At 65.7% G+C, this 23,637-nt stretch carries 22 protein-coding genes and 1 pseudogene; 14 read left to right on the forward strand and 9 right to left on the reverse strand.

Going from position 1 to position 23,637, the window contains the following annotated elements:
- Window positions 1-301 (reverse strand): biopolymer transporter ExbD (locus AC1D34_RS26910; protein ID WP_476825846.1); only part of this gene is annotated, 301 nt, incomplete at its 3' end.
- Between the two features lie 3 nt (window positions 302-304).
- Window positions 305-1,348 (reverse strand): tonB-system energizer ExbB, encoded by a 1,044-nt coding sequence (gene exbB, locus AC1D34_RS26915; RefSeq protein WP_441490340.1) that lies wholly within the window; start codon window positions 1,346-1,348, stop codon window positions 305-307.
- Between the two features lie 376 nt (window positions 1,349-1,724).
- Between exbB and AC1D34_RS26920 the strand changes: the two genes are divergently transcribed.
- Window positions 1,725-2,948: an MFS transporter gene (locus AC1D34_RS26920; RefSeq protein WP_441490339.1), complete on the forward strand. Its 1,224-nt coding sequence runs from the start codon at window positions 1,725-1,727 to the stop codon at window positions 2,946-2,948.
- 10 nt (window positions 2,949-2,958) lie between these two features.
- Here the strand turns inward: AC1D34_RS26920 and AC1D34_RS26925 are convergent, their stop codons facing one another.
- The 6 genes and pseudogenes from AC1D34_RS26925 to AC1D34_RS26950 all read right to left on the reverse strand — a co-directional run.
- Window positions 2,959-3,477: a hypothetical protein gene (locus tag AC1D34_RS26925; RefSeq protein WP_441490338.1), complete on the reverse strand. Its 519-nt coding sequence runs from the start codon at window positions 3,475-3,477 to the stop codon at window positions 2,959-2,961.
- A gap of 169 nt (window positions 3,478-3,646) precedes the next feature.
- On the reverse strand, window positions 3,647-4,510 hold the full coding sequence (gene purU / locus AC1D34_RS26930) for a formyltetrahydrofolate deformylase (RefSeq protein WP_476825847.1): 864 nt from the start codon (window positions 4,508-4,510) through the stop codon (window positions 3,647-3,649).
- Window positions 4,511-4,593: 83 nt separating this feature from the next.
- Window positions 4,594-5,226 carry a sarcosine oxidase subunit gamma gene (locus AC1D34_RS26935; RefSeq protein WP_476825848.1) on the reverse strand — a complete coding sequence of 211 codons (633 nt, stop codon included), beginning with the start codon at window positions 5,224-5,226 and terminating at the stop codon, window positions 4,594-4,596.
- Entirely contained in the window at window positions 5,219-8,206 is a 2,988-nt protein-coding gene (locus AC1D34_RS26940) for a sarcosine oxidase subunit alpha family protein (RefSeq protein ID WP_476825849.1), read from the reverse strand. The genes AC1D34_RS26935 and AC1D34_RS26940 overlap by 8 nt, the downstream gene beginning before the upstream one ends.
- A complete protein-coding gene (locus tag AC1D34_RS26945; protein ID WP_441507516.1) occupies window positions 8,203-8,478 on the reverse strand; it encodes a sarcosine oxidase subunit delta in 276 nt (91 codons plus the stop codon). Before AC1D34_RS26945 ends, AC1D34_RS26940 begins: the two co-directional genes overlap by 4 nt.
- A gap of 35 nt (window positions 8,479-8,513) precedes the next feature.
- Window positions 8,514-9,640 (reverse strand): annotated as a pseudogene (locus AC1D34_RS26950) (sarcosine oxidase subunit beta family protein); the annotation flags it as partial.
- Window positions 9,641-9,722: 82 nt separating this feature from the next.
- Between AC1D34_RS26950 and AC1D34_RS26955 the strand changes: the two are divergent.
- The 13 genes from AC1D34_RS26955 to AC1D34_RS27015 all read left to right on the forward strand — a co-directional run bounded on the left by AC1D34_RS26955 (window position 9,723) and on the right by AC1D34_RS27015 (window position 22,470).
- Window positions 9,723-10,727, forward strand: coding sequence for a GlxA family transcriptional regulator (locus tag AC1D34_RS26955; RefSeq protein ID WP_476825850.1), 1,005 nt, complete (start codon window positions 9,723-9,725; stop codon window positions 10,725-10,727).
- A gap of 93 nt (window positions 10,728-10,820) precedes the next feature.
- A complete protein-coding gene (locus AC1D34_RS26960; RefSeq protein WP_476825851.1) occupies window positions 10,821-11,642 on the forward strand; it encodes a transporter substrate-binding domain-containing protein in 822 nt (273 codons plus the stop codon).
- 140 nt (window positions 11,643-11,782) lie between these two features.
- Complete coding sequence (locus AC1D34_RS26965) at window positions 11,783-12,523, forward strand: amino acid ABC transporter permease (protein ID WP_476825852.1); 741 nt, start codon at window positions 11,783-11,785, stop codon at window positions 12,521-12,523.
- The gene (locus AC1D34_RS26970) at window positions 12,520-12,999 is read left to right on the forward strand and encodes an ABC transporter permease subunit (protein WP_476825853.1); all 480 of its coding nucleotides are present in this window, start codon (window positions 12,520-12,522) and stop codon (window positions 12,997-12,999) included. The genes AC1D34_RS26965 and AC1D34_RS26970 overlap by 4 nt, the downstream gene beginning before the upstream one ends.
- On the forward strand, window positions 12,996-13,259 hold the full coding sequence (locus AC1D34_RS26975; protein ID WP_476825854.1) for a hypothetical protein: 264 nt from the start codon (window positions 12,996-12,998) through the stop codon (window positions 13,257-13,259). The genes AC1D34_RS26970 and AC1D34_RS26975 overlap by 4 nt, the downstream gene beginning before the upstream one ends.
- Before the next feature lie 2 nt (window positions 13,260-13,261).
- The gene (locus AC1D34_RS26980; RefSeq protein WP_476825855.1) at window positions 13,262-14,014 is read left to right on the forward strand and encodes an amino acid ABC transporter ATP-binding protein; all 753 of its coding nucleotides are present in this window, start codon (window positions 13,262-13,264) and stop codon (window positions 14,012-14,014) included.
- Between the two features lie 109 nt (window positions 14,015-14,123).
- Window positions 14,124-15,755, forward strand: a complete 1,632-nt coding sequence (locus tag AC1D34_RS26985) for an FAD-dependent oxidoreductase (protein ID WP_476825856.1) — start codon at window positions 14,124-14,126, stop codon at window positions 15,753-15,755.
- Between the two features lie 11 nt (window positions 15,756-15,766).
- Window positions 15,767-16,915, forward strand: coding sequence for an NAD(P)/FAD-dependent oxidoreductase (locus AC1D34_RS26990; protein WP_476825857.1), 1,149 nt, complete (start codon window positions 15,767-15,769; stop codon window positions 16,913-16,915).
- Window positions 16,916-17,054: 139 nt separating this feature from the next.
- Entirely contained in the window at window positions 17,055-18,587 is a 1,533-nt protein-coding gene (locus AC1D34_RS26995) for a serine hydrolase domain-containing protein (RefSeq protein WP_476825858.1), read from the forward strand.
- The gene (locus tag AC1D34_RS27000; protein WP_476825859.1) at window positions 18,584-20,167 is read left to right on the forward strand and encodes an ABC transporter substrate-binding protein; all 1,584 of its coding nucleotides are present in this window, start codon (window positions 18,584-18,586) and stop codon (window positions 20,165-20,167) included. The genes AC1D34_RS26995 and AC1D34_RS27000 overlap by 4 nt, the downstream gene beginning before the upstream one ends.
- Window positions 20,168-20,391: 224 nt before the next feature.
- Window positions 20,392-21,540 carry an acetylornithine deacetylase gene (argE, locus tag AC1D34_RS27005; protein ID WP_476825860.1) on the forward strand — a complete coding sequence of 383 codons (1,149 nt, stop codon included), beginning with the start codon at window positions 20,392-20,394 and terminating at the stop codon, window positions 21,538-21,540.
- 81 nt (window positions 21,541-21,621) lie between these two features.
- Window positions 21,622-22,005: a nuclear transport factor 2 family protein gene (locus AC1D34_RS27010; protein ID WP_441507525.1), complete on the forward strand. Its 384-nt coding sequence runs from the start codon at window positions 21,622-21,624 to the stop codon at window positions 22,003-22,005.
- Entirely contained in the window at window positions 22,006-22,470 is a 465-nt protein-coding gene (locus AC1D34_RS27015; protein ID WP_476825861.1) for an NUDIX hydrolase, read from the forward strand. It abuts the gene before it with no gap.
- A gap of 9 nt (window positions 22,471-22,479) precedes the next feature.
- Here AC1D34_RS27015 and AC1D34_RS27020 read toward each other — a convergent pair whose 3' ends face one another.
- Window positions 22,480-23,520, reverse strand: coding sequence for a succinylglutamate desuccinylase/aspartoacylase family protein (locus tag AC1D34_RS27020; RefSeq protein WP_476825862.1), 1,041 nt, complete (start codon window positions 23,518-23,520; stop codon window positions 22,480-22,482).
- Between the last annotated feature and the right edge of the window lie 117 nt (window positions 23,521-23,637).

Here is a 23,637-nt window from a genome sequence, read left to right on the forward strand (position 1 = left end):
GCTCACGGTCGCTGCTGGTTTGCCGGTAGAGGACACTCTGCAGCGCTTCGCGCGGGACGGGGTCGTTGCCGAGCGCGAGCGAGAGATCGCCCTTCACGGTAAGGAAGACGGGCTTCTCGGGCCGCGGCTGCGGCTGCGCGTTGGAGACGGGCAGATCGACGGCGACGTCGACGGTGGAGAGCGGGGCCGCGACCATGAAGATGATCAGCAGCACGAGAATCACGTCGATGAAGGGCGTGACGTTGATCTCGGAGACTTCCGCCAGATCGCCGTCCTGCGGATCCTTGAGCGAAACGGCCATCGTTCACTCCGCCGACATCAGCGGCGGCACCGCATGCAGCGAGCGGCCGGGACGCTGCGCCGCACGCCGCGCGCGCTCAAGGTCGCGCGAGAGGTGGCGCAGGACGTCGCCCGAGGCGTCCGACAGCACGGCGCGGTAGCCTGCGATCGAGCGCGAGAAGACATTGTAGATGATGACGGCGGGGATCGCCGCGACGAGGCCGATCGCAGTCGCCAGCAGGGCTTCGGCGATGCCGGGCGCGACCACGGCGAGATTGGTGGTCTTCGACTGAGAGATGCCGATGAAGGAGTTCATGATGCCCCAGACGGTGCCGAACAGGCCGACAAAGGGGGCGGTCGAACCAATCGTCGCGAGCAGGCCGGTGCCCTTCGCCATATCCCGGCCGGCACGCGCCTCGCGCCGTGACAACGCGATCGCAACGCGCTCCTTGATGCCGTCATCCGAGAGATCAGCCGAACGGCGGACTTCATCGCGAGCGGCCTGAACCAGCTCGGCGACGACGCTGCGTCGTGCATGGCCGGCAGAGATCCTCTCGGCGGCGATCTCGAGGCTGTCCGCCTCGTCCAGCCGGCGTGCGGCCAGCCGCGCCCTGGTCTTGGCAGCCATCAGCTCCAGGCTCTTGGCGAGCCAGATCGTCCAGGTCGCCAGCGATGCGAAGGCAAGCCCGAGCATCACCGCCTTAACGACGATGTCCGCCGCCATGAACATGCCCCAGGGCGAAAGGTCATGAGGAAGCGCAGCAGCGGCGACCGGGGCGGGAGCTTGCGGTGCCGGCAGCTGCTGGGAAACAGCCGTCTGTTCATGGGCGCCGCTCGGGCTTGCGGCCATGTTCGGCGCCGGCGTCGCAGGCGCGGTCGTCGCGGCTGGGGGGGGCGCCGGCTGCTGGGTGGTCGGCGCGCTTGCTGGCGCCTGCGCGAAGCTTGTTCCGATTGCGGGGCCAATTGTGAGGGACAGTGCCAACAGCAGGCTGCCCGCTGCGCTGCGTTTTGCCCGACCAGCGAGGGTGGTCGTGGCTGTACTGCGGCGGGGCTCGTCCTGGGCACTCATACCGGTTGGCTCTCTGCTGTCAGAATGGTGGGCGGTTCATTTCAAGAGGGTAGGCAATAGTTGTACTATTAATTTAGAAAAAATCTAATCTATGAATACTTCTATGGGCGCGTTACTGGCCACTAACAACGCGAATGTCAAAGATAAAGATTGTGGTTGTGCCGAGTTGTAACGATTGTTTGGGCGGTTCGCGGTCAGGGGCGCCGCAGCCCGGCGTAACACTTTATCGCGTCGCCGCTGCCGACCGGTCGTTCGTTCGCCCATGCCGATGATGTCTGCTCAGGTATTCGCAGGATGGCGTTGTCTCCGGCCGCGAGTCGAAGAATGGTCATCCGGTCGCACCCCGTGATGCCGTCTGCCGGATGACCTGATCTCGATGCCGAGCCTGCCTTCGCCCTTGCCGGTGCCCTCGACGGGGCGCGGGCTCGGCCTCATCCTCACCCTCGGCGTGACACAGGTCGCCGGCTATGGCTGCCTCTACTATGCCTTCGCGGTGCTGGCCCGGAATATGACCGCAAGCTTCGGATGGGCTCCTGAATGGACCTATGCCGGGTTCGCCGCGAGCCTTCTTGCCGGCGGTGTCGTTGCTCCCGCCGTCGGCCGGCAGGTGGACCGTCGAGGAGCACGCCTGGTGATGACGATCGGTTCGGCCCTTGCCGGGTTGGCACTGCTGGCGCTCGCCGAGGCAAGCGGCGGCCCGAGCTATTTCGCGGCGATGATTGCCCTTGGCATGGTCTCGACCATGGTCTTCTACGACGCCGCCTTTGCGGCACTGACGCAGTCGCGCGGTGCCGGTGCGCGGCGCTCGATCAGCCAGCTCACTCTGATCGGTGGCTTTGCCTTGACGATCTTCTGGCCCCTGACGACGGCGCTGCTCGCGCAGTTCGACTGGCGCGAGATCTACCGGTTCTACGGCCTGCTGCAGCTAGGGCTCTGCGTGCCCTTGCATCTCCTTGGGCTGCCAGGGCGTGTCAAACGAGCCGCAGAGCGCGGGCATGCCGCGAGCGTGCCGGCGTTGCTCCATGCCGATTATCTCGAAGGCGAGGCGCGCCGGCTCGCCTTTGTTCTGCTCGCTCTCGCCTTCTCGCTGCAGGGCTTCGTCGTTTCGGCCATGTCGGTGCATCTGCTGAGCATATTGCAGGGGCTAGGCCTGAGCGCCGCAGTCGCGGTCGGCATCGGTGCCATGGTCGGCCCTGCCCAGGTCGCCGGGCGGCTGGCGGAGATGCTGTTCGGCGCTTCTCTCTCGCCGATGACCACGGCATGGGTTTCGGCGGCGATGATGCCGCTCGGTTTCGTCCTGTTGATGACGGGCCAGACGACCGCAGTGCTCGCCGGTCTCTTTGCGATCGCCTACGGGATCAGCGTCGGACTGAGTTCGATCGTACGTGGAACCGTGCCGCTCCAGCTTTTCGGCCCGGCGGGATACGGCGCGATGCTCGGCAAGCTCTCGGCGCCGGGGCTGGTGGTCAAGGCGGCGGCGCCGCTTGTCTGTGCGGTCTTGATCGAGCGGGCTGGCCTGATGCCAACGGCGGGGCTCATGGTGTTGCTGTCCTTGCTTGCCACCGGGGCCTTGTTCGTGCTCGCGCGTAAGGTCTCCTGACCTGAAGGGATCAGATCCGTCGTGCGCGCCACCATGAACGGACGGCGTCGCGCGTGCGCAGCATAAAGGCATGGATCGGACTGCGCCTCACCCAGTCCAGCGTGCGCGCACGCAAATCGGTGATGACAGCCATTCCGCGCGCGAACCAGCCGATGGTGAGGAGCTTCTTTCGGCCGGCATTGTAGATGCGCTCGACGATCACGAAGCTCGCCAGATACGCCAGCCCGAGCATGATCAGGCCGCTGATCACATGGCCGCGCGCGATCACGATGAGGCTGACGAGCTTGAGAGGCTCGACGACCGCGAACGGCGCTGCCAGCAGCGCCAGGATCGCAAAGCGCGGCATGCGGGCGATCGCCGCCTCGGCGCGTGCCACGAACCGCCGTTCCGACAGCCAGCGAATGGCCGGGCGGTAGAGCGGGCGCGCGAGCTCGTCGAACAGGATCAGGAACGAGATCAGGCCTCGTAGCGGCAGCGCAGCAACGCGGCCGATGGCGGCTGCCAGACGATGGAGAGGTGACGATGCCATCGATCCTTCCTTGCCGCCCGCGTGGCGCAACAGCAAGCAGAAATGCCACGCCTCCCAGCCGCGGATGGCTGGAAACCCGCTGTCATCATCCCTGGCGTCGGTTCCGTCGCCAGGGATGATGACAGCGATTGAGACGACCCGGGCGTTGATCGCCCCGATCGCGGCGACCTCAGTCGGTGAAGACGACGGTCTTCTTGCCGTTCAGAACGACGCGGTCCTCGAGATGATGCAGGACGGCGCGCGCCAGCACCCGCCGCTCGATATCGCGGCCCTTGCGCACCAGCGCGTCGGGCGTGTCGCGATGCGAGATGCGCTCGACATCCTGCTCGATGATCGGGCCCTCATCGAGATCGGGCGTCACGTAATGGGCGGTCGCGCCGATCAGCTTCACGCCGCGCTCATGCGCCTGATGGTAGGGCTTGGCGCCCTTGAAACCGGGCAGGAAGGAATGATGGATATTGATGCAGCGACCAAGCAGCTTGGCCGAGAGCCCGTCCGACAGGACCTGCATATAGCGCGCAAGCACGACGAGATCGGTCCGGGCCTCCTGTACGAGCTGCCAGATCTGGGCCTCCTGCTCCATCTTGGTCTGTCGGGTGATCGGCAAATGATGGAAGGGCAGGTCACCGATATCGGTCGAGGCGATGCTGTCGCGACCGTGGTTAGAGATGATGCCGGCGATCTCCATCGGCAGCTCGCCGATGCGCCAGCGATAGAGCAGGTCGGCGAGGCAGTGGTCGAATTTTGAGACCAGCAGCATCACGCGCTTCCGCACATGCTGCTCGCGCAGCGTGAAATCCATGGCGAAGCGCCGGGACAGTTCCCCGWAGGCTTCCGTGATCTCGGCGTGCGACCTGCTCTCGGCGAGGCGCTCGAAGACGACGCGCATGAAGAAGCGGCCCGTTTCGGTGTCGTCGAACTGCTGTGCGTCTCGGATGTTGCAGCCGGCCTCGAACAGCAGCGTCGAGACGGCGGCGACGATGCCGGGACGGTCGGGGCAGGAAAGGGTGAGGATCGAAATGCGGTCGGACATGGCTGATGCCGCCGTTCGAGGGGCGGCCCTTCGCTGGGACAATGGGACGGGTTTCGGGTTGGAGGGCGCGCGACGCGCTGCGCTCAACCTCGTCCCGTTGCCGACACCCTGCAGCCGAACTCCGCCGCGGAGGCGGAAAGCCAGGACCAGAAACTGCCTGCCATGYTGCGTGCGACCATGATCTCGAAAACGGCGTCACCGGATTCCGGATCGTCAGTGATCCGCCAGAGATGCACACCCATATAAGCGATGCTTGTCAAGGCGGCGGCACCGGCGGGGAAGACGGAAGGGTGCAGATCGAGCATGCAGCCCTTCGCCAGCGTCTCGCGCAGCTTCGGTCCGGAAAGCCGCAGCGCAGCCCGCCCGTCGGACTGGTCGGAGACGGCGGCGAGCGGCGCGAGATCGCGCAGCAGCTCATCGAAACCGTTCCGATCCGTCGCGATCAGATGCCACTGATCCGGGCCGGCCCAGACCAGACTGTGGCTCGCGCTGGAGATGATGCGCGGCGTCACCGGCAGGCCGAGTCCGATGTGGCGCTGGAGCGCCTGCGCGAGCATCTCATCCCGCCCCTCCCCAACAATCAGGCTGGCGATGCCGAGGCCGTCGCGCGCCTCGATCGTGATGCCGGGCTGCCCGGCGGCACCAAAGGCGCCCGAGGCCAGAATGCCGGCCCAGGAGCCGCGTGGCGTCCAGGCAGTTGTCACGGCGTCAGCCATGGAGGCGCGCTCCTTCGGGATCGACGAAGACCGGATTGCAGATTTCGAGGACGATATCGCCGTTGCGCACCGGATCGACGGCGCGGATGCGTTCGCCGATGCGTTTCGGGCCATTCTTCAAGAGACCGAGGCCGATCCAGTGCTTCAGAACCGGGGAATAGGCGACCGAGGTCATGTAGCCCTCGTCATGCTCCATCGACGCAGGCTTGCCGAGGCCGATGAAATGCGCGCCGGCTCGCAGTCGTTGCCCGATTTCCACCGGCCTGAAGCCGACCAGGGCGGGACGATCCGGTTCGATCAGGGCTTCGCGCCCGGCCATGACGCGACCGACAAAATCCTTCTTGGCGGACATCATCCGGCCCAGGCCAAGATCGCGGGCTGTGGTCTGGCCGTTGAGTTCGTTGCCCGCGACATGGCCCTTCTCGATGCGCATCACGCCGAGCGCCTCGGTGCCATAGGGCGTGATACCGTACCGTGCACCGGCCGCCATCAGGGCGCTCATCATCGGATGGCCATGATCGGCCGGAACGGCGAGCTCATAGGCGAGCTCGCCCGAGAAGGAGATCCGGAACAGCCGCGCCGGGATGCCGCCGCCGACCGTGATGCTGCGCGCCGCGAGATAGGGACAAGCTTCGTTCGAGAGATCGTGTTGCGCATCGACGACGCCGCGCAGAACATCGCGGGCCTTCGGTCCCGCAACCGCGGCCTGCGCCCACTGCTCCGAGACTGAGACCATGCGGACATCGAGCGTCGGCCAGAGCACCTGATGGCAGAATTCGAGATGCTGCATCACCTTGGCGGCGTTCGCCGTGGTGGTCGTCATCAGGAAATGCGTCTCGGCCAAGCGCGAGGTCGTGCCGTCATCCATGACGAAACCGTCTTCGCGCAGCATCAGTCCATAGCGCGCCTTGCCTACGGGCAAGGCCTTCCAGCCATTGATATAGACCCGCTCCAGGAACTCGGCGGCATCATCGCCCTGGATGTCGATCTTGCCGAGGGTCGAGACGTCGCAGATGCCGACGCCATTGCGCACGGCGAGCACCTCGCGATTGACGGTGGTCAGCCAGTGGTCCTCACCTGCTTTCGGATAATACTGCCCGCGCAGCCACAGCCYGGTCTCGACGAAGACGGCGCCCTGGTCCTTCGACCATTGATGGGTGGGCGCCAGCCGCATCGGCCGGAAATCCGGGCCGCGATGGTGTCCGGCAAGCGCACCGATGGCGACCGGCGTATAGGGCGGCCGGAAGATCGTCGTCCCCGTCTCGGGAATGGTCTTGCCCGTTTGCTCGGCCATGATCGCGAGGCCGGAGATATTCGAGGTCTTGCCCTGGTCGGTCGCCATCCCGAGCGTGGTGTAGCGCTTCAGGTGTTCGACCGGTCGGAACCCCTCGCGCGCCGCCAGCTCGACATCGGTATCGGTCACGTCGTTCTGGAAATCGACGAAAGCCTTGCCCTTGCCGCCCTTGACCCGCCAGAGCGGAGAAACCGAGACCGCTTCAGGATCGGTCTTCGCTGCGGACGCCAGCGGCTTCGCCGCGAAACCGCAATCGGCCGCAGCTTCGCTGCCGAGGCGGGCGCCGTCCGCCAGTGCCTGCGCCAGGCTGAAATGCCCGGCAGCGCTGCCGGCGGCGCTGAGCCCGGCCGGCATCGTGCCCGGCACGAAGGCCTGGATCGCCTCGTCCCAGATCGGCCGCGTGTTCTGATGCGAGGTCAGGTGCAGCGTCGGGTTCCAGCCATTCGAGACGGCAAGCAGTTCGCAGGCAAGGCTTGTCTCGCGGCCGGACGCGTCGCGGATCGTGACCTGCTTGAGGGCCTTGCCGCCGGAGGCGCGGCTGACCGCGCTGCCGGCGAAGACGCGCGCGCCGATCGCGTTTCCGAGTGCGACCAATGCCGAATCCACCTGCGGACGCGGATCGACGATCGCTACGACCTTCGCGCCGGCAGCGGCCAGATCACGGGCCGTGGCCCAGCCATCGTCGCCGGCCGTGAAGACCACCGCCTCGCGCCCGGGCAGTACGGCGTAGCGATTGAGATAGGTCCGCACCGCACCTGCCAGCATGACGCCGGGTGTGTCGTTGCCGGCAAAGACGACAGGCCGTTCGATCGCGCCGGCCGCCAGCACCGCCCGTTTGGCGCTGATGCGCCAGGAGCGCTGACGTGGCTGATACGCGGCTGGCACCGGCAGATGGTCGCAGACGCGTTCGACAGCGCCGTAGATGCCGTGATCATAGACGCCAAACACTGTCGTGCGTGTCATGATCCGGACATCGGGAAGGCTGGCGAGTTCCGCCAGCGCGTCGGCGACCCATTCGGAGCCGGCGCGGGCGTCGATCTCGCGCTTGTCGGCGATCAGCCGGCCGCCCGGTCGAAAATCCTCATCGCACAGGATGACGCGGGCGCCGCTGCGGCCGGCCGCCAGCGCGGCAGAGATCCCGGCCGGCCCACCGCCAATGACGAGGACGTCGCAAAAGGCGAACGCTTTCTCGTAATGGTCGGGATCGTCCTCCATGGCGGCGCGGCCAAGGCCGGCGGCGCGGCGGATCAGCGGCTCGTAGAGTTTTTCCCAGAAGGCAGCCGGCCACATGAAGGTCTTGTAGTAGAAGCCCGCGGTCAGCGCCGGCGCGAGCAGCGAGTTGATCGAAAGGATGTCGAAATCGAGCGACGGCCAGCGGTTCTGGCTCTGCGCCTCGAGCCCGTCATAGAGCTCTGCCACGGTCGCTCGCGTATTGGGCTCGCGGCGCGCGCCGGCGCGCAGTTCGACGAGTGCATTCGGCTCCTCTGGACCTGCCGAAAGGATGCCGCGGGGCCGGTGGTACTTGAAGGATCGGCCGACGAGGCGCACGCCATTGGCCAGAAGGGCGGCAGCAAGGGTGTCGCCGGCATAGCCCTGATAGGAACGGCCGTCGAAGCGGAAGCTGACGACGTTCGCCCTGTCGATCAGGCCGCCATCGCCGCGGCGGAAGGGCTGCTTCGCGCTCATGCCCTATCTCCCGTGGCGCGCGCCCTGGCCGTCTCGACGGTCTCGATGGCGTGGGTCCTCGTGTCGCGCGTCACGACCAGCCAGGCATGGCAGCCGGCGCCGTGATACCAGAGCTCGCGATGCCGCCCGGCCGGGTTGTCGCGCTGATAGACATAGTCGTGCATCGCCGCTTCCGTCGTTGCCATTCCCTCGGGCCGTTGCGGGTTGGCATCGCCGAGATAGGTGAATTCCTGGACGTCGCGGGCGCCGCAGTGGGGACATGTGATGCGCATGGAGAAAGGTTCCTGAGCCGGCTCAGTGCAGGTTAACACCAGCCCGAGGCCGGCGTCGCCTTGAACCCGCCATAGCACCAGCCGGCATTGAGATAGAGTCCCTGGACCGGGGTGTGGTCGATGATCGGCGAGCCGTCCATCGACATGTCCATGATGCCGCCCAGTGGCGCAGCATGCGGATGCGGCCAAGGCCCGGCCACAAGGCCATGGCCGATTCCATCACGTCCTCGATCACCGGCAGGTTGCCGCGCTGGGCGTAGGAATTGTAGCCATCGATATCGCCACCGAAGACGAGCCCGCCCTTGTCGGACTGGCTGATGTAGAAATGGCCGGCGCCATAGGTGACGACATTGTCGATGAGGGGCTTCACGCCTTCCGAGACGAAGGCCTGCAGCACGTGGCTTTCGATCGGCAGTCGCATCCCGGCCATCCCGGCGAGCCGCGAGGAATTGCCGGCGACCGCAAGCGCGACCTTCCTGGCCCTGATCGCGCCGCGCGTCGTCTCGACGCCGATGATGCGGCCGCCTTCGATCGTCAGGCCGGTGACTTCGCAATTCTGCACGATATCGACGCCGCGCTGGTCGGCGGCGCGGGCGTAGCCCCAGGCGACGGCATCATGCCGGACGGAGCCGCCACGGCGCTGCAGCAGACCGCCCTGGATCGGGAAGCGGCCATCCCGGTAGTTCAGGAAGGGCACCATGGCGCGGACCTGCTCGCGGTCGAGCAATTCTGCATCGACGCCGGCGAGCCGCATGGCATTGCCGCGCCTGGCATAGGCGTCGCGCTGGGGGTCGGAGTGGTAGAGGTTCAGCACGCCGCGCTGGCTGACCATCGCGTTGTAGTTGATGTCCTGCTCCAGCCCCTCCCAGAGCTTCAGCGACCATTCGTAGAACGGGGTATTGCCGGGCAGGAGATAGTTGGAGCGGATGATCGTCGTATTCCGCCCGACATTGCCGGAGCCGATATAACCCTTCTCGATGACCGCGACATTCGTGATGCCATGCTGGCTTGCGAGGTAATAGGCCGTCGCCAGCCCATGGCCGCCTCCGCCGATGACCAGGACGTCGTATTCGGCCTTCGGCGCCGCATCGCGYCAGGTCGGTGTCCAGCCGCGATGACCCTTGAGCGTCTGTGCGGCGAGGGAGAATATCGAATAGCGCATCGGGGCACCCGGGACGTCTATGCCGGACAGGAATTCGCGCCGGGCTTGTCATCCTGAGATTGACGGACATAGTCTGGCGGACATGACCATCAGCGACGCGATCTTGACCAGTAACGACAGGCGCGAAGAAGAGGCGCCGGCCCATGTCGGCTTCCTGCTGATTCCGGATTTCGCCCTGCTTGCCTATGCCTCGGCAATCGAGCCCCTGCGCGCGGCGAATCGGCTCTCGGGGCAGAGCCTCTACCGCTGGAGCCATGTCTCCATCGATGGAGCGCCCGCACCGGCCTCAAATGGGGTCAGCATCCATGCCGATTTCGCTGTCGGCGATGATGCCCGCTTGGATTACGTCTTCGTTTGCGCTGGCGGGAACCCTGCCGCCTTCCAGCACCAGCCGACCTTCGCCTGGCTGCGGCAGCTTGCTCGCCGCGGCGTCAAGCTCGGCGGCGTATCGGGCGGCCCCTATATCCTGGCCCGAGCCAATGTGCTCTCCGGCTACCGGTTCACCATCCATTGGGAGCATGCGCCGGCTTTCATCGAGGATTACCCCGATCTCGACGTGCGGCGCTCGCTCTACGAGATCGATCGTGACCGTCTGACGTCGAGCGGGGGCACCGCTCCACTCGACATGATGCATGCCGTCATCGCACGCGAGCACGGCAGCGAGCTCGCGCTTGCGGTCAGCGAATGGTTCCTGCAGACCCATGTCCGAGAGGGCGAGGGGCCGCAGCGCATGCCGCTGCGCGAGCGGCTTGGCGTCAGCCATGCCCCGCTGCTGCGCGTCGTCGGGCGCATGGAGCAGAACCTTGAGGCGCCTCTGTCGCGCGGTGAACTCGCCCGCACCGCCGGAGTCTCGCTGCGCCAGCTCGAGCGGCTGTTCCGCTTGCATCTCGGGCGCTCGCTCGGCGAGCATTATCTCGGCCTCAGGCTGGAACGAGCTCGCCATCTCCTGCGCCAGACCAGCCTGTCGGTGCTGGAAGTCGCGCTGGCCTGCGGCTTTTCCAGCGCGAGCCATTTTTCCCGTGCCTACCGGGCCCGCTTCCACCATCCGCCGCGGGGCGAGCGAGCCCCATACCGGCCAGCGGTTTGACGCTGAATGTCAAAAAACCGTCGCATCACGACAATTCCAAATGGGCGGAGACCGGAACTCTAGGTCCCAACAAAACAATGGGGATCGGATGCCATGAAACGCACCTTCACGCTGGCGCTTGCCTGCGCCGCCATGCTCGCGGCTTTGCCCGCGCTCGCTCAGGACTCGCTCGCCAAGATCAAGGAAAAAGGCGTCCTTACCGTCGGCGTGAAGAACGACTACAAGCCTTGGGGCTTCCTTGAGCCGTCCGGCAAGATCGTCGGGCTCGAGATCGATCTCGCACAGGCGGTCGCCGACAAGATTGGCGTGAAGCTGGAAATGCTTCCGGTCATCGCGGCCAACCGCATGGAATTCCTGAAGCAGGGCCGGATCGACATGGTGCTGGCGACGATGGGGGACACGCCCGACCGCCGCAAGATCGTCGGCATGGTCGAGCCGAACTACTATGCTGGAGCGACCAATGTGCTGGCTCTCAAGACCGCCAACCTGAAGAAGTGGGAGGACTTGAAGGGGCGTAAAGTCTGCGGCGTGCAGGGGGCCTATTACAACCGCCGCGTCACGCAGCTCTATGCGCCCGAACTCGTCGTTTTTCCCTCCGTGCCGGATGCGCTGAACGCTCTGCAGGGCAACAACTGTGTCGCCTTCCTGTTCGACGACACGCTGATCGTCTCGACGCTCGCCGGCGGCGATCCGAAATGGGCCAATTACGAGATGCCGCTCGTTTCCGAGGATCCGCAGCTCTGGGCCATCGGCATTCGTCTCGAGGACATGGACGGACCCTTCGGCAAGCTCATCAAGGAGATGTCGGTCGACTGGCACAAGAGCGGCAAGCTGCTCGAACTCGAGAGCAAATGGGGCATCAAGCAGAGCCCATACCTGATCGAGACCAACAAGAAGTTGAAGTCGGCCTCGTAGAGGAGTCGGATTCGTCGATTCTTGCCGTCACTCCCGGACGCAGCGAAGCGCAGATCCGAGAATGACGGGGAGGCGCTGGTTTCCGAGATGGTCCGGTCAGTCCCGGCCATGACGGCGCATGTTCTTGAAGGTTCGTCAGTGTGATCGCCTCCTATTTCCAGTGGCTGAACGATACGCACGGACTGAATTTCTCGGTCTTCTACGATGCGTTCGACCGGTCGCGTTTCCTGACCGGACTGTGGACGACGACCTATATCTGTGTCGTCTCGATCATCGCGTCGATGGTGCTCGGCCTGATCGGTGTCTGGCTCGCCGGCGGTAATTCGCGTCTCGGCCGGCTCGTGGTGCGCGGCTACGTGCAGTTCTTCCGCAACACACCGCCGCTGGTCCAGCTCTCCTTCTTCTACTTCGCGGTGGCGGGCCTGMTGCCGACGGTGAGCGATGGCTCCGGCGGCCAGTCTCCTCTGGTCTCCGGCACGGGCTGGGCGATCATCGCCTTCTCGCTCTTCGCCGGAGCCTTCAATGTCGAGATTTTTCGCGCCGGCATCGAGGCGGTGCCGTCGACGACCGTCGAGGCCGCGGAGTCGCTGGGCTATACCCGCCTGCAACTCTACCGCCATGTCGTGCTGCCACTCGCCTTCCGCATCTGCCTGCCTGCGCTGAACAACAACCTGATCAACCTGGTGAAGACGACGACACTGGCCTACGCCATCGGCGTACCGGAGCTGCTCTACGCCGCCTCGCAGATCTGGTCCGAGATGTTCAATGTCCGCGAGATGATGAACGTTCTGCTCGTCACCTATGTCGCTCTGGTCGCCGTACTGGTCTGGATCATGGGGCGCTGGGAGAAGGCGATGCGCATCCCGGGATATTCAACATGAGGAACGGCACAACCGACCTGCCGGTCCTCAAGCCCTTCCGCGCACCTGCGCCGATCGCTCCCACGGGTCTCGCTGGGCCGACGATGCTTGGAGGCGGCATGCTCGCCGCTTTCGCGATTCTTTTCGGCGCTTCGCTGGCTCTTGCCCAGGTCACAGCGCGACCCGTTGGCGAAAGCGCGGTGACGGTGCTGGTACGCTGGGCGCCGCTGATCTTTCAGGGCTTCCTGTTCAATATCCTGATCAGCTTCCTTTCAATGGCGCTCGGCACAGTCATCGGCGTGCTCGTCGGCATTGCACAGGTCTCGCTGGTCTCCGCGGTGCGCAAGACCGCCTGGGGCGTGACACAGTTCTTCCGCAATGCGCCTTGGCTGGTCCTGCTGTTCTACGCGATGTTCCTGTTGCCCTTCGAGTTCCGGCTGTTCGGCTTCACGATCGCCTTTCCAGCCTGGGTCAAGGCGATCATCGGACTTGGATGATCATCCTGCCCCAGGCCTTCAAGCGGATGATTCCACCCTGGATGAACCTTTACGCCATCCTGACCATGGCAACGACGCTGATCTCCGTCGTCGGCATCCAGGACGGGCTGACCATTACCCGCGCGGCACTCGTCGCCGAGAGCCGTCCGGAACTGATGATCCCGATGTATCTGCTGCTGCTCCTGATGTTCTTCGCCTATTGCTACCCGATCGCGCGAGCGACGCTGGCGCTTGAGCGCCGCTTCAACGTGAAAGCCTGACCATGGCAAGCCGTCATCAACTGGGCGAGCCTGTGGTCGTGGTCGCGGGCGTCGAGAAATCCTTCGGCAGCTTCCCGGTGCTGAAGGATGTCAGCCTCACCGTCAGGCGCGGCGAGACCGTCTGCATCATCGGCCCGTCCGGCTCGGGCAAATCGACATTGCTGCGCTGCATCAACGGGCTGGTGCCGATCAGCAAGGGCTCGATCAAGGTCGCCGGCCGCGAGGTCAACGACGCAAACCTCGACAAGTTGTCATTGCGCCGCGATGTCGGCATCGTCTTCCAGCAATACAACCTCTTCCCTCACAAGACCGCGCTTCAGAACGTGATGATGGCGCCGATCCATGTGCTGAAGCAGGACAAGGCAGTCGTMGAGGAGCGGGCGCGCCGCCTCCTTGCCAAGGTCGGCCTCTCGCAGAAACTCCTGGCTTATCCCGGCGAACTCTCAGGCGGCCAGCAGCAGCGCGTCGCGATCGCGCGGTCACTGGCGATGAACCCCAAGGTGATGTTGTTCGACGAGGTCACCGCCGCACTCGACCCCGAGACCAAGAAGGAGGTGCTGGTGACGATCCAGGACCTCGCGGCCGAGGGCATGACCTGCATCCTGGTCACCCATGAGATGGGCTTTGCGCGCGAGGTGGCCGACCATGTCTATTTCACAGACGGGGGATTGATCGTGGAGCACGACATTCCCGCCGAGCTCTTCGGCAATCCGCGGGAGGATCGCACCAGGAGCTTTCTGGACAAGGTTCTCTGACCCAGATCTGCGGCCTTGTCGCATCGGGGCAAGCGCCCGCCGTACACGACCTGTCGGCCCGGAGGCCGGCGAGGAACAATGACCGCCATATGTCCCGGAGACGCGCACCATGTCTTCTCAGCATCCTCTCGATCCAAAATCCGTGGCCGGCAAGGAACTGCATGTTGAGGAGCGCGCCCAGCTCCTGGTCATCGGCGGCGGGCGGGCAGGGCTCACGGCTGCGATCGAGGCGGCCGAGCTGGGCTTGTCCGTGATCCTTGTCGAGGAGAACCCGGTTCCGTTCAGGACGATGGGCGACGAGGTGCCGCTGCATTACGGGCAGGGCATGGCTGGCGAGGCGCGCAACCGCAACGCCATGACGGAAGCCTTTATCGCCTCTGAACCGCTGATCGAGGCCGCCTTCGAGGCAGGAGTCGACCTGCGTCTCGGTACTGCCTGCTGGGGGCTTTACGGCAATGGACCGGGTGTCTCCTGGCTGCCGGGCACCGTGGCGGGGTTGATGGACGAGGAGCGCTCCTGGCTTGTCGGGGCCGACCACGTCATCGTGGCTGCGGGCCGCCGCGACATGGGGCTCGCCTTTCCCGGATGGGAGAAGCCCGGTGTGATGGGGGCGACCGCAGCGGTCTCGCTCGCGACGCGGTATGGCGCGCTCGAGCCGCGCCGGATCGTCATGCTTGGCTCTACGACGGAGACGCTGGCCGCCGCGCTGGCTCTGCGCGAGACCGGCGTCGCGATCGCCGCACTCGTTGAGCAGGCAGGGGGGACGGTCGGCTCTGCGGATCTTGTCGCGGCCCTCCGTGATGGCGGGACTGAGATACTCACCGGCCATGTTGTCCACGAAGCAAGCGGGCGCGAGAGGGTCGAGACGGCTGTCATTGCAGCGATCGATGCCGAGGGGCGCGCAATTGGTGCCGAGCGCCGCGTCGCCTGCGACAGCATCGTGCTCGGCGTCGGGGCGACGCCGGTGATCGACCTTCTCGACGCACTCGGCTGTCGCGTCGCGTTCCAGCCGGAGCGTGGCGGCTATGCTCCGGTCGTCGACATCGACCAGCTTACCTCTCGGCCGGGCATTTATGCGGTCGGCGACTGTGCCGGTATCTGGCCGGCCAAGAGCTGCGACGGAACAATCTCGGAGAATGAAGCGAAGCGGGCGGTGGCGGCGATTCTGGACAGGCTCGGTCTCACCGACGACCGGGCGATTCCGGCGGCTGTCGCGCCCGAACCGCCCACCTATGATCTCGGCGCCTATCGCCTGGCCTGGGTGCGCGCCAGCGTCATCGAGGCGCGTGGCGAGGTGCATGTCTGCCAATGCGAAGACGTTACGGCGCGCGAGATCCTGGAGGTCAGGCCGCCGCGCTATCTCGACTGGCAGAACGAACGCCGCAACGACCGCTCGCTGGCGGCCCTGCTCGGCGAGGACCCGCCCAATCCGGATCAGGTCAAGCGCCTGACACGCGCCGGTATGGGGCCGTGCCAAGGTCGCCGCTGCCGCGAGCAGGTCGCGGCGCTGCTGGCGCTCGGCGGCGCGGTGCCTCTGTCCTCTATCCCGCTTGCGAGCTATCGCGCCCCGGTCCGCCCGATTCCACTGGCGCTGGCCGGTCAGTTGCCGGAAGCACCCGAGCAGGCCGAGCATTGGGACACCTGGTTTGGCATGCACGCGCAATGGCGGCCGTTCTGGGACGTGCCTGAGCTCTTCACCGTCGCGACCAATGATGCGACCGGCCCCGTGGCGAGCGAGTGAACGAGGTTGAGATGAGCGAGATCAAGGGAGCTTCGGTCGTCGTCATCGGTGGCGGCGTCACGGGCTTGAGCGCCGGCTGGTGGCTGGCGCGCGAGGGTGTCGATGTTCTCGTCATCGAGAAGGGCATGATTGGTTGGGAGGCTTCCGGTCGCAATGGCGGCGGCTGCTCGCATCATCATTCGCCGCTCTTTTTCGAGGAGCAACGGCTCTGGCCGCAAATGGACGTGCTGCTGGGCTATCCGACCGAGTTCGCGCCCAGTCGCATCCGTCTTGCGTCCAGCGAGCACCAGATGGCGCTTTATGGCCGTGCCCTGCGCAATGCCGAGCGGCAAGGCTTCAAATCCGAGGTCCTGGATCCCAGGCAGATTCGTGAATTGGTACCGCTCGCGGGCGATACGATGATCGGCGGTTATTTCTATCATTTTGGTGGGCACGCCAATCCGCATCGCACGCTGCAGGGCTATGCCTGGGCGCTGCAGGACCATGGCGGCCGTGTCCTGCAGCATTGCGCCGTCACCGGCTTTCGCAGCCAAGGCGGGAGGGTCGTTGCAGTGGAGACGGAACGCGGCCCGATCGCCTGCGATCAGCTCGTGATCGCGGCTGGTCCGCAGACCGGCCGGCTGTCCGCGATGCTCAATCAGGAGGTGCCGATGGCCTCGGCCCGTGCCGAGATGATCATCACCGAGCCGCTGCCGTTGATGCCCTATGGCGGTGTCGACGGAAACGGGCTCTATGGCCGCCAGACCCTGCGCGGCAATCTTGCCTATGGCGGCGGTCCGCATGAATGGCTGGAGGTGCCGGATCTTGCGGCTCCAGCCAAGCCCTCGACGCCGTTGATGGGCCATATCGGTCGCCGGCTGGCAGAACTCCTGCCCAAGGCGGCGCATGCCCGCATCATTCGCTCCTGGGCCGGCGTGATCGAGAACACACCGGATGGCAGGCCAGTGATCGACCGCCTGTCGTCCCGCGACAATGTCGTGGTGGCGACGCTGTCGAGCGTCGGGTTCGGCCTCTCTCCTGCGAGCGGGCGCGCCATCCGGGATCTCGTCGTTGATGGAGCCTGCTCCTTTGCCGACATCTCGTCCTTTAAGCTCGCCCGTTTCGCCCAACTCGAACCGAACTGGCGCGAATTGCAGGGCTGGCGGGCCCAGGCCGCCTAGTTCGGTGATGTGGCCCAGCCTGGTGTCCGGTTCTGCGCTCCGGCTAACCGACGGTTTCCGCGTGCCTGCCATGCAGTGGCAGGGCCTATGTCGTCTGCAGATGCCTCTCTAACACTAGCGGGAAAGCGAGGGAGAAATCATGCTGGACTGGACACGGGCCAAGGCGGAAGCTGCCGCGATCACGAAGAACTGGGCCGATCAGGCTGGCCCCGGTGGTGCGGTCGTCATCTTCGATGCGGAGCGACGGCTTGAAGCCAGCGCCGGCGGTTTTGCCAGCCTGGAACAGCAAACACCCTTCACGGCGGATACGCCCAATCGCCTGGCCTCGATCAGCAAGCATTTCATGGCGGCGACGCTGCTGCTGGAGGACATAGCACTCGACGCACCGCTCGGCAGCCTGCTCGATGGGTTGCCTGCGGCCATAGCCGCGGTGCCTCTCGGGCGTGCACTCGACATGACCGGCGCCCTGCCGGACATGATGGAGACCCTGTGGCAGCTCGGCGTGCCCTACACCACGAGCCTCAGCGCGCCTGAGATTCACGGTTTCGCTCAGCGCCTGCCGGGCATCAATGCCGTACCCGGCCAGGAGATGGCCTATTCCAATACCGGCTGGCGGCTGGCGCAGTCGGTGCTGCCGGCCCAGCGCAGCATCACCTATCGCGAAGCCCTGCGGCTGCGCCTGTTCGGACCTCTCGCCCTGCCTTTCGTCTTCCCGGAGGACGAGAGCGAGATCGTGCCGGATCTCGCAACGGGCTACTGGCATGATGGCGTGAACTGGCGGCGTGGACGCTACGGCTTCCAGTTCTCTGCTTCGGGTGGGCTTGTCGGCAGCGCATCCGCCCTGGCGATCTGGGCGTCCGATCTGATGGCCGGGCGCGGGCCGCTCGCCGGCCTGTTCGAGAAGCTCACCGCGCCGCGCCAGTTCGCGGATGGTCGCGAGAGCGGCTACCGCCTCGGCCTGGTCAGCACTCCGCTTCTCGGTACCACGGTGATCGGCCATGGCGGATCACTCACGGGCTACCGCAACCACTTCCTGATGGCGCCCGAGCATGGTGTCGGCGTCGTCGTGCTGAGCAATCGCGAGGAGGAGGTGCTCTGGCCGGCATTGCGCGTGCTTGCGGCACTTCTGGGCGAAGCGCTGCCCGAGGCACCGAAGGCTGGGCCGACCGGCCTCTATGTCGGAGAGGAAGGGTCCTTCTGGGCCGAGCTCGCTGGAGACTCGATCGGCGTCATGGGCGGGCATGAGCGTCTCGTCGTCGGCGAGAACGGCAGGTTGAGAAGCCTGCCTTCCTATCTCGACATCGAGCTCCGCACGCTCGGCGAAGACGAGATTCGGGCGCGGATCGGCGGTGTCGAGCGTCGTCTTCTGCGCGTTCCGGCCGCCACGCCGCTCGACCCGCGCCTTGTCGGCCGCTGGCGCGAGCGCAGCTTCGGCGTCGAGATCACCGTTGAAGCGGACGGCACGGCACAATGGCCCTGGGCCGAGCCGGTCGGCATGACCACCCGGCTGACCCCCTTGCCGGGAGGCCGCGCGCTCGCCGATCTTGTTCATGGTCCCTGGCGGCACCGGCCTTGCTTGTGGCTGCAGCCGGACGGCTCCCTGCGCGTCGACAGCCATCGGGCGCGCGTCCTGCAATTCGATCGTGTCGACGACGTTGGAGGTACCCGATGATCCGTTCCCGCCTTGCCGGATTGTTGCTTTGCGCCGCGTCGCTGACGCTCGGTTTCGAGGCACAGGCCCAGCCGGCTCCGAGCCGCACCTTGCGTGTCGCGCCGCATGCGGATCTCAAGACGCTCGATCCCGTTGCCGCTTCGATCGTCATCACCCGCATGCATGGGCTGATGATCTACGAGACGCTGTTCGCCTGGGATTCAAAGCTGCAGCCGCACCCGCAGATGGTCGAGAGCTTTTCGACTGCTCCCGACAAGCTGTCCTGGAGTTTCACGCTGCGGCCCGGCCTCAAGTTCCATGATGGCCAGCCGGTCACGACCCGCGACGTCATCGCTTCGCTCAAGCGCTGGATGGCGCGCGACACGATCGGCGGCAAGCTCGGCGAGTATACGGAAGGGTTGGAGACGGTCGACGACCGGACCTTCACGCTGAAGCTGAAGCGGCCGATGGCACTCGTGCCTTTCGCACTCGGCTCGGCGGTCGGCCAGATCCCTGTGATCATGCGCGAGAGCGATGCCAAGAGCGATCCGATGAAGCCGGTCACAGAAGCGATCGGCAGCGGCCCTTTCCGCTTCAACCGGGCGGAATGGCGCAGCGGCGCGCGCGTCGTCTACGATCGCAACCCCGATTATGTGCCGCGCTCGGAACCGGCAGACGGCCTGGCGGGAGGCCGCGTCGTCAAGCTCGACCGCGTCGAATGGATCATCATGCCGGACGCCGCGACGGCGGCCGCTGCGATCCAGACCGGCGAGATCGATATCTGGGAGCAGCCGAGCCAGGACCTGATCTCGACCATCGCCAAGACCCGCGACGTCAAGGTCGAACGCTACTCGAACCTCGCCAACCAGGTGATGCTGCGGCCGAACCACCTCTATCCGCCGTTCAACAATCCCAAGGCCAGGCTCGCCCTGGCCTATGCCACGGACCAGGCAGATTTCCTCGCCGCCGGGTTCGGWGACGAGGAGTGGTGGAAGCGCTGCAATGCCTATTTCGTCTGTGGCGGGCCAAACGGAACGGAAATCGGCTCCGAAGCCTATGCCAAGCCCGATCTTGCAACCGCGAAGAAGCTGCTCGCCGAGAGCGGCTACAACGGCGAGAAGCTTGTGCTGAGCACCTCGAACGACATCGCCCCGATCGGTCGCATGGCCGAGGTTGCGGCGCAGTCGCTCAAGGAGGTCGGCTTCAATGTCGATGTCCAGTTTGCCGATTGGGGCACCGTCACCACCCGCCAGCAGAATCGTGGCACCGTGGATCAGGGCGGCTGGAACCTGTTCGTCACCTATGCGTCGGGCGCGACGATGCAGTCGCCGATGACCAATATCGGCACCAATATGGGCTGCGAGAAGGCGTGGGCGGGCTGGCCCTGCGATGCCGAGGCCGAACGGCTGCGTGGCGCTGTCGTCGATGCTCCGGACGAGGCAAGCAGCAAGCTCGCGATCGAAGCGTTGCATCGCCGACTCACGGAAGTGCAGCCGTACCGTGTGCTCGGTCAGTTCGACCAGCCCTATGCTCGCCGCAGCACTATTTCAGGCGTGCTGGCCGCACCGGTGATGCTGTTCTGGAACATCGATAAGAAGTAAGCAGCGAGCACTGACGGCCGCGGTCGATGCGCGGTCCGGGGCGAGGCTTCTCTCGCCCCGGACCGCAAGATCGGAACATTCTGCCGGCGGCAGGGCCAATCCCGGCAGGATGGGGCGCCTCCGGGTGCCAGAAGGGCACGGATTGCGAGCTGCCCCTCTGCTAGATTTGCGCTTATCCCTCCTGTGCGGTCCGATCGATGGCCGCTTCAATCACGTGGCTTGTCATGACGACTGTCGAAACGGTTCTGGCCGATCTTGTGGCCTTTCCCTCTGTTTGCCGGACGCCGAATGCGGCGATCATCGAACATGTCCGCCGATACCTCGCGAGCCATGGCGTCGAGAGCGTCATCGTCCCGGGGCCGGAAGGGGATCGCGCCAATCTCTTCGCCACCATCGGACCGCGTGAGCCGGGCGGGATCATTCTCTCGGCCCATCTCGACGTCGTGCCTGCTGCCCCCGAGGGCTGGGTCGGACAGCCCTTCGCCTTGCGCCGCAATGGCGACCGCCTGATCGGGCGCGGCGCTGTCGACATGAAGGGGTTTGTGGCCAGCGTGCTGGCGAGCGTGCCGGATCTCACCTCGCGCCGGCTGGCGCGGCCGGTCCACATCGCGCTCTCCTATGACGAGGAGGTCGGCTGCGTCGGCGTTCGTCACCTGATCGGGCGGCTTCCGGAGCTTTGCCCCCGGCCGGCTGGCTGCATCGTCGGCGAGCCGACCGATCTCCATCCCGTCTTGCGTCACAAAGGCAAGATCGCTCAACGCGTCACGGTCGAGGGCAAGGCCGGGCACTCGTCGCGGACCGATCTCGGCGACAATGCCATTCACTACGCTGCGGAGTTGATGGCTGCCGTGCATGCCGAGGCGCGCCGGCATGCGCTGGAGGGCCCCTTCGCCGACAGCTTTGCCCCGCCCTATTCCACGATCCAGGTCGGCACGGTGCAGGGGGGAACCGGCATCAACATTGTTCCGGCGCAATGCGTCTTCGAGGTCGAGGCTCGCGCCATCGCTGGGCAGGAGCCGGCCGGACTGCTTGCCCTCCTGCCGCGCGAGGCGGAGCGCATCCATGCTGCTGCTGTCGCGGATGGGCACAATGTCGTCTTCGGCTTCGAGACGATGAGCGACTATCCGCCGCTCGATCTGCCCGATGATGATCCGTTGGTCGGGTTGACCGAGGACGTCAGCGGGAAGCCGCGCCAGCAGGCCGTCAGCTTCGGTACCGAGGCCGGGCTCTTTCAGGCCGCGGGCATCCCTGCAATCGTCTGCGGGCCGGGTGACGTGAACAGGGCGCATAAGCCCGAGGAGTATATCACCGATGCGGAACTGGCCGGCGCGATGGCCATGATTGCGCGGATTGGCGATCGTTTGTCCTCCTGACTCAGGCTGTCAGCGCAGTTCTGGTTGATCGCCTGAGGCCGTGCATGAATGCCGGCACGGATCATCCGGAGGAGACTGACCATGCCTGATCGCCAGCGTGTCGAGGCTTTTGTCGCAGCCGTCGTGAGTGGCGATCATGTCGGCGCCATCCGCGACTTCTACTGCGAGGATGCTTCGATGCAGGAGAACGGCGCCGAGCCGCGCCGCGGACGCGACGAATTGATGGCGCATGAGGCCAGGGCACTCGTCCGGCTCAACCGGATGCACACACATCCCGCCCGGGCCGTGCTGGTCGATGGTGACCGGGTCGTGATTCACTGGATCTTCGATGCCACCGACAAGCAGGGTGTGACGCGGCGGCTGGAAGAACTCGCGATCCAGCGCTGGCGCGGCGACCGCATCGTCGAGGAGCGCTTCTTCTACGATACCGGATCGGCCTGGCAGGTCGTCGAGCCTGTGCGTTAGATGTCGATCTGGGCAGAGAGCACCGGCAAGCCGGAGCGGTTCAAGCTGGTCGTGTCAGTCTATGTGATCTTTCGGCGGGGGAGCGAACTCCTGCTGCTGCGGCGCGCGAACACGGGTTACGAGGACGGCAATTACGGTCTCGTCTCCGGGCATCATGACGGCAGCGAGCCGCTGCGAGCAGCGGCCGCGCGCGAAGCGAAGGAGGAGGCGGGCGTCGAGATCGATCCGGCCAGCCTGACCTTCGCAACTGTGCTCCACCGATCGCAGGACGAGGAGCGGCTGGATTTCTTCTTCGAGGCGCGCAGGTGGCAGGGCGAGCTTCGCAATGCCGAGCCTGAGAAATGCGCCGAACTGGCCTGGTTCCCCATTGATGGCTTGCCGGAGAACACGATTGCCTATGTTCGCGTGGCCATCGCCCATTGGCAGTCCGGCACTCGCTATTGCGAGTTTTGGCGGGAGAGCTGACGCGCCCCGCTACGACAGCACGCCGCGATAGGGCGCAGCCACGATCAAGCAGCAATTGCCGGGCCGGACGCGGCCGGGCTGGCGGCGGCCGTAGAGGATGCCGTCGGCGGCATAGTGCAGCGTCTCGGGCGGGCGGGTCGGGTCCCAGGTGCAATGGATGCGGCCGGCCGGCTGGCCGGCACTGACCTTGGCGCCATTGGCGTTGAAGGGTTCGAAGACGCCGTCGACGGTGGCATAGACATAGGCCGAGGTGCCGGGCAGCTCGAGGATCTGGCCTTCGCCGCGCTTCGGCTCCGGGGTGTCGCGCGCGACGATGCCGAGATGGTCAAGCACATTGGCAACGCCGCGCCGGCAGACCTTGAGCGCCTCCAGCGAAACCGTGCCGCCGCCCGCCATCTCGGTGCCGACGGTGACGAGCCCGTTGCGGCAGGCTGTTGCTGTTGCGGTGCGCGGCTCGCCGAGATTGCTGATCACCACCGTCATCGGCGCGTCGAACGCCTGCACTGCGGCGACATTGCGCGCGTGCAGCGCCGGATCGTCGGTCGGCTCGACGATCGCGCTCGGGATGATGTCGAGCGAGGAGCCGCCTGAATGCAGGTCGAGGAAGGCGTCGCCGAGCGGCAGGATATGGTCGCTGACAAAGGCTGCGATCTGCTGGGTGATGGTGCCGCGCGGGTCGCCCGGGAAGGTCCGGTTGAAATTCAGGCCATCGACCGGCGACGTCCGCTGGCCGGCGATGACGGCGTGCGAATTGTTCGCCGGCATCAGGATCAGCCGGCCTTGCACGCGGCCGGGATCGAGATCGCGAATCAGATCGCAGATCGTGATCGGCCCCTCGTATTCATCGCCATGGTTGCCGCCTTCGAGGATCGCCGTCGGGCCGGAGCCGTTCTTGATGATCGCGATCGGGATCCGCGTCGCGCCCCAGGCGTCGTCATGCGGCGAATGCGGAATCATGACGAAGCCGACTTGCTTGCCGTCGCGCTCGGGATCGACTGTCAGGAAGGCGCTGGAGGGACGGGGCGTGGGGTTCTGCTTGACGCTGGTCATGGCTGGCTCGCGGGCGCGCCCAGGCTCTTGGGGCGGCAATCCGGCCCGGTGGCGCAGTCTGAAGGGAAAATGCCGGGCGCGGCCTGCGCCCGGCTGATGTCTGGCGTCGCTCAGAGC

The sequence above is a fragment of the Allobosea sp. P1_A7 genome, assembly GCF_056406775.1.

Excerpts from the sequence above, each read along its gene's own strand:
- exbB (WP_441490340.1), bottom strand. The coding sequence starts at position 1,348 with ATGAGTGCCCAGGACGAGCCCCGCCGCAGTACAGCCACGACCACCCTC.
- AC1D34_RS26920 (WP_441490339.1), top strand. The coding sequence starts at position 1,725 with ATGCCGAGCCTGCCTTCGCCCTTGCCGGTGCCCTCGACGGGGCGCGGG.
- AC1D34_RS26925 (WP_441490338.1), bottom strand. The coding sequence starts at position 3,477 with ATGGCATCGTCACCTCTCCATCGTCTGGCAGCCGCCATCGGCCGCGTT.
- AC1D34_RS26945 (WP_441507516.1), bottom strand. The coding sequence starts at position 8,478 with ATGCGCATCACATGTCCCCACTGCGGCGCCCGCGACGTCCAGGAATTC.
- AC1D34_RS26955 (WP_476825850.1), top strand. The coding sequence starts at position 9,723 with ATGACCATCAGCGACGCGATCTTGACCAGTAACGACAGGCGCGAAGAA.
- AC1D34_RS26960 (WP_476825851.1), top strand. The coding sequence starts at position 10,821 with ATGAAACGCACCTTCACGCTGGCGCTTGCCTGCGCCGCCATGCTCGCG.
- AC1D34_RS26970 (WP_476825853.1), top strand. The coding sequence starts at position 12,520 with ATGAGGAACGGCACAACCGACCTGCCGGTCCTCAAGCCCTTCCGCGCA.
- AC1D34_RS26975 (WP_476825854.1), top strand. The coding sequence starts at position 12,996 with ATGATCATCCTGCCCCAGGCCTTCAAGCGGATGATTCCACCCTGGATG.
- AC1D34_RS26985 (WP_476825856.1), top strand. The coding sequence starts at position 14,124 with ATGTCTTCTCAGCATCCTCTCGATCCAAAATCCGTGGCCGGCAAGGAA.
- AC1D34_RS26990 (WP_476825857.1), top strand. The coding sequence starts at position 15,767 with ATGAGCGAGATCAAGGGAGCTTCGGTCGTCGTCATCGGTGGCGGCGTC.
- AC1D34_RS26995 (WP_476825858.1), top strand. The coding sequence starts at position 17,055 with ATGCTGGACTGGACACGGGCCAAGGCGGAAGCTGCCGCGATCACGAAG.
- argE (WP_476825860.1), top strand. The coding sequence starts at position 20,392 with ATGACGACTGTCGAAACGGTTCTGGCCGATCTTGTGGCCTTTCCCTCT.
- AC1D34_RS27010 (WP_441507525.1), top strand. The coding sequence starts at position 21,622 with ATGCCTGATCGCCAGCGTGTCGAGGCTTTTGTCGCAGCCGTCGTGAGT.
- AC1D34_RS27015 (WP_476825861.1), top strand. The coding sequence starts at position 22,006 with ATGTCGATCTGGGCAGAGAGCACCGGCAAGCCGGAGCGGTTCAAGCTG.
- AC1D34_RS27020 (WP_476825862.1), bottom strand. The coding sequence starts at position 23,520 with ATGACCAGCGTCAAGCAGAACCCCACGCCCCGTCCCTCCAGCGCCTTC.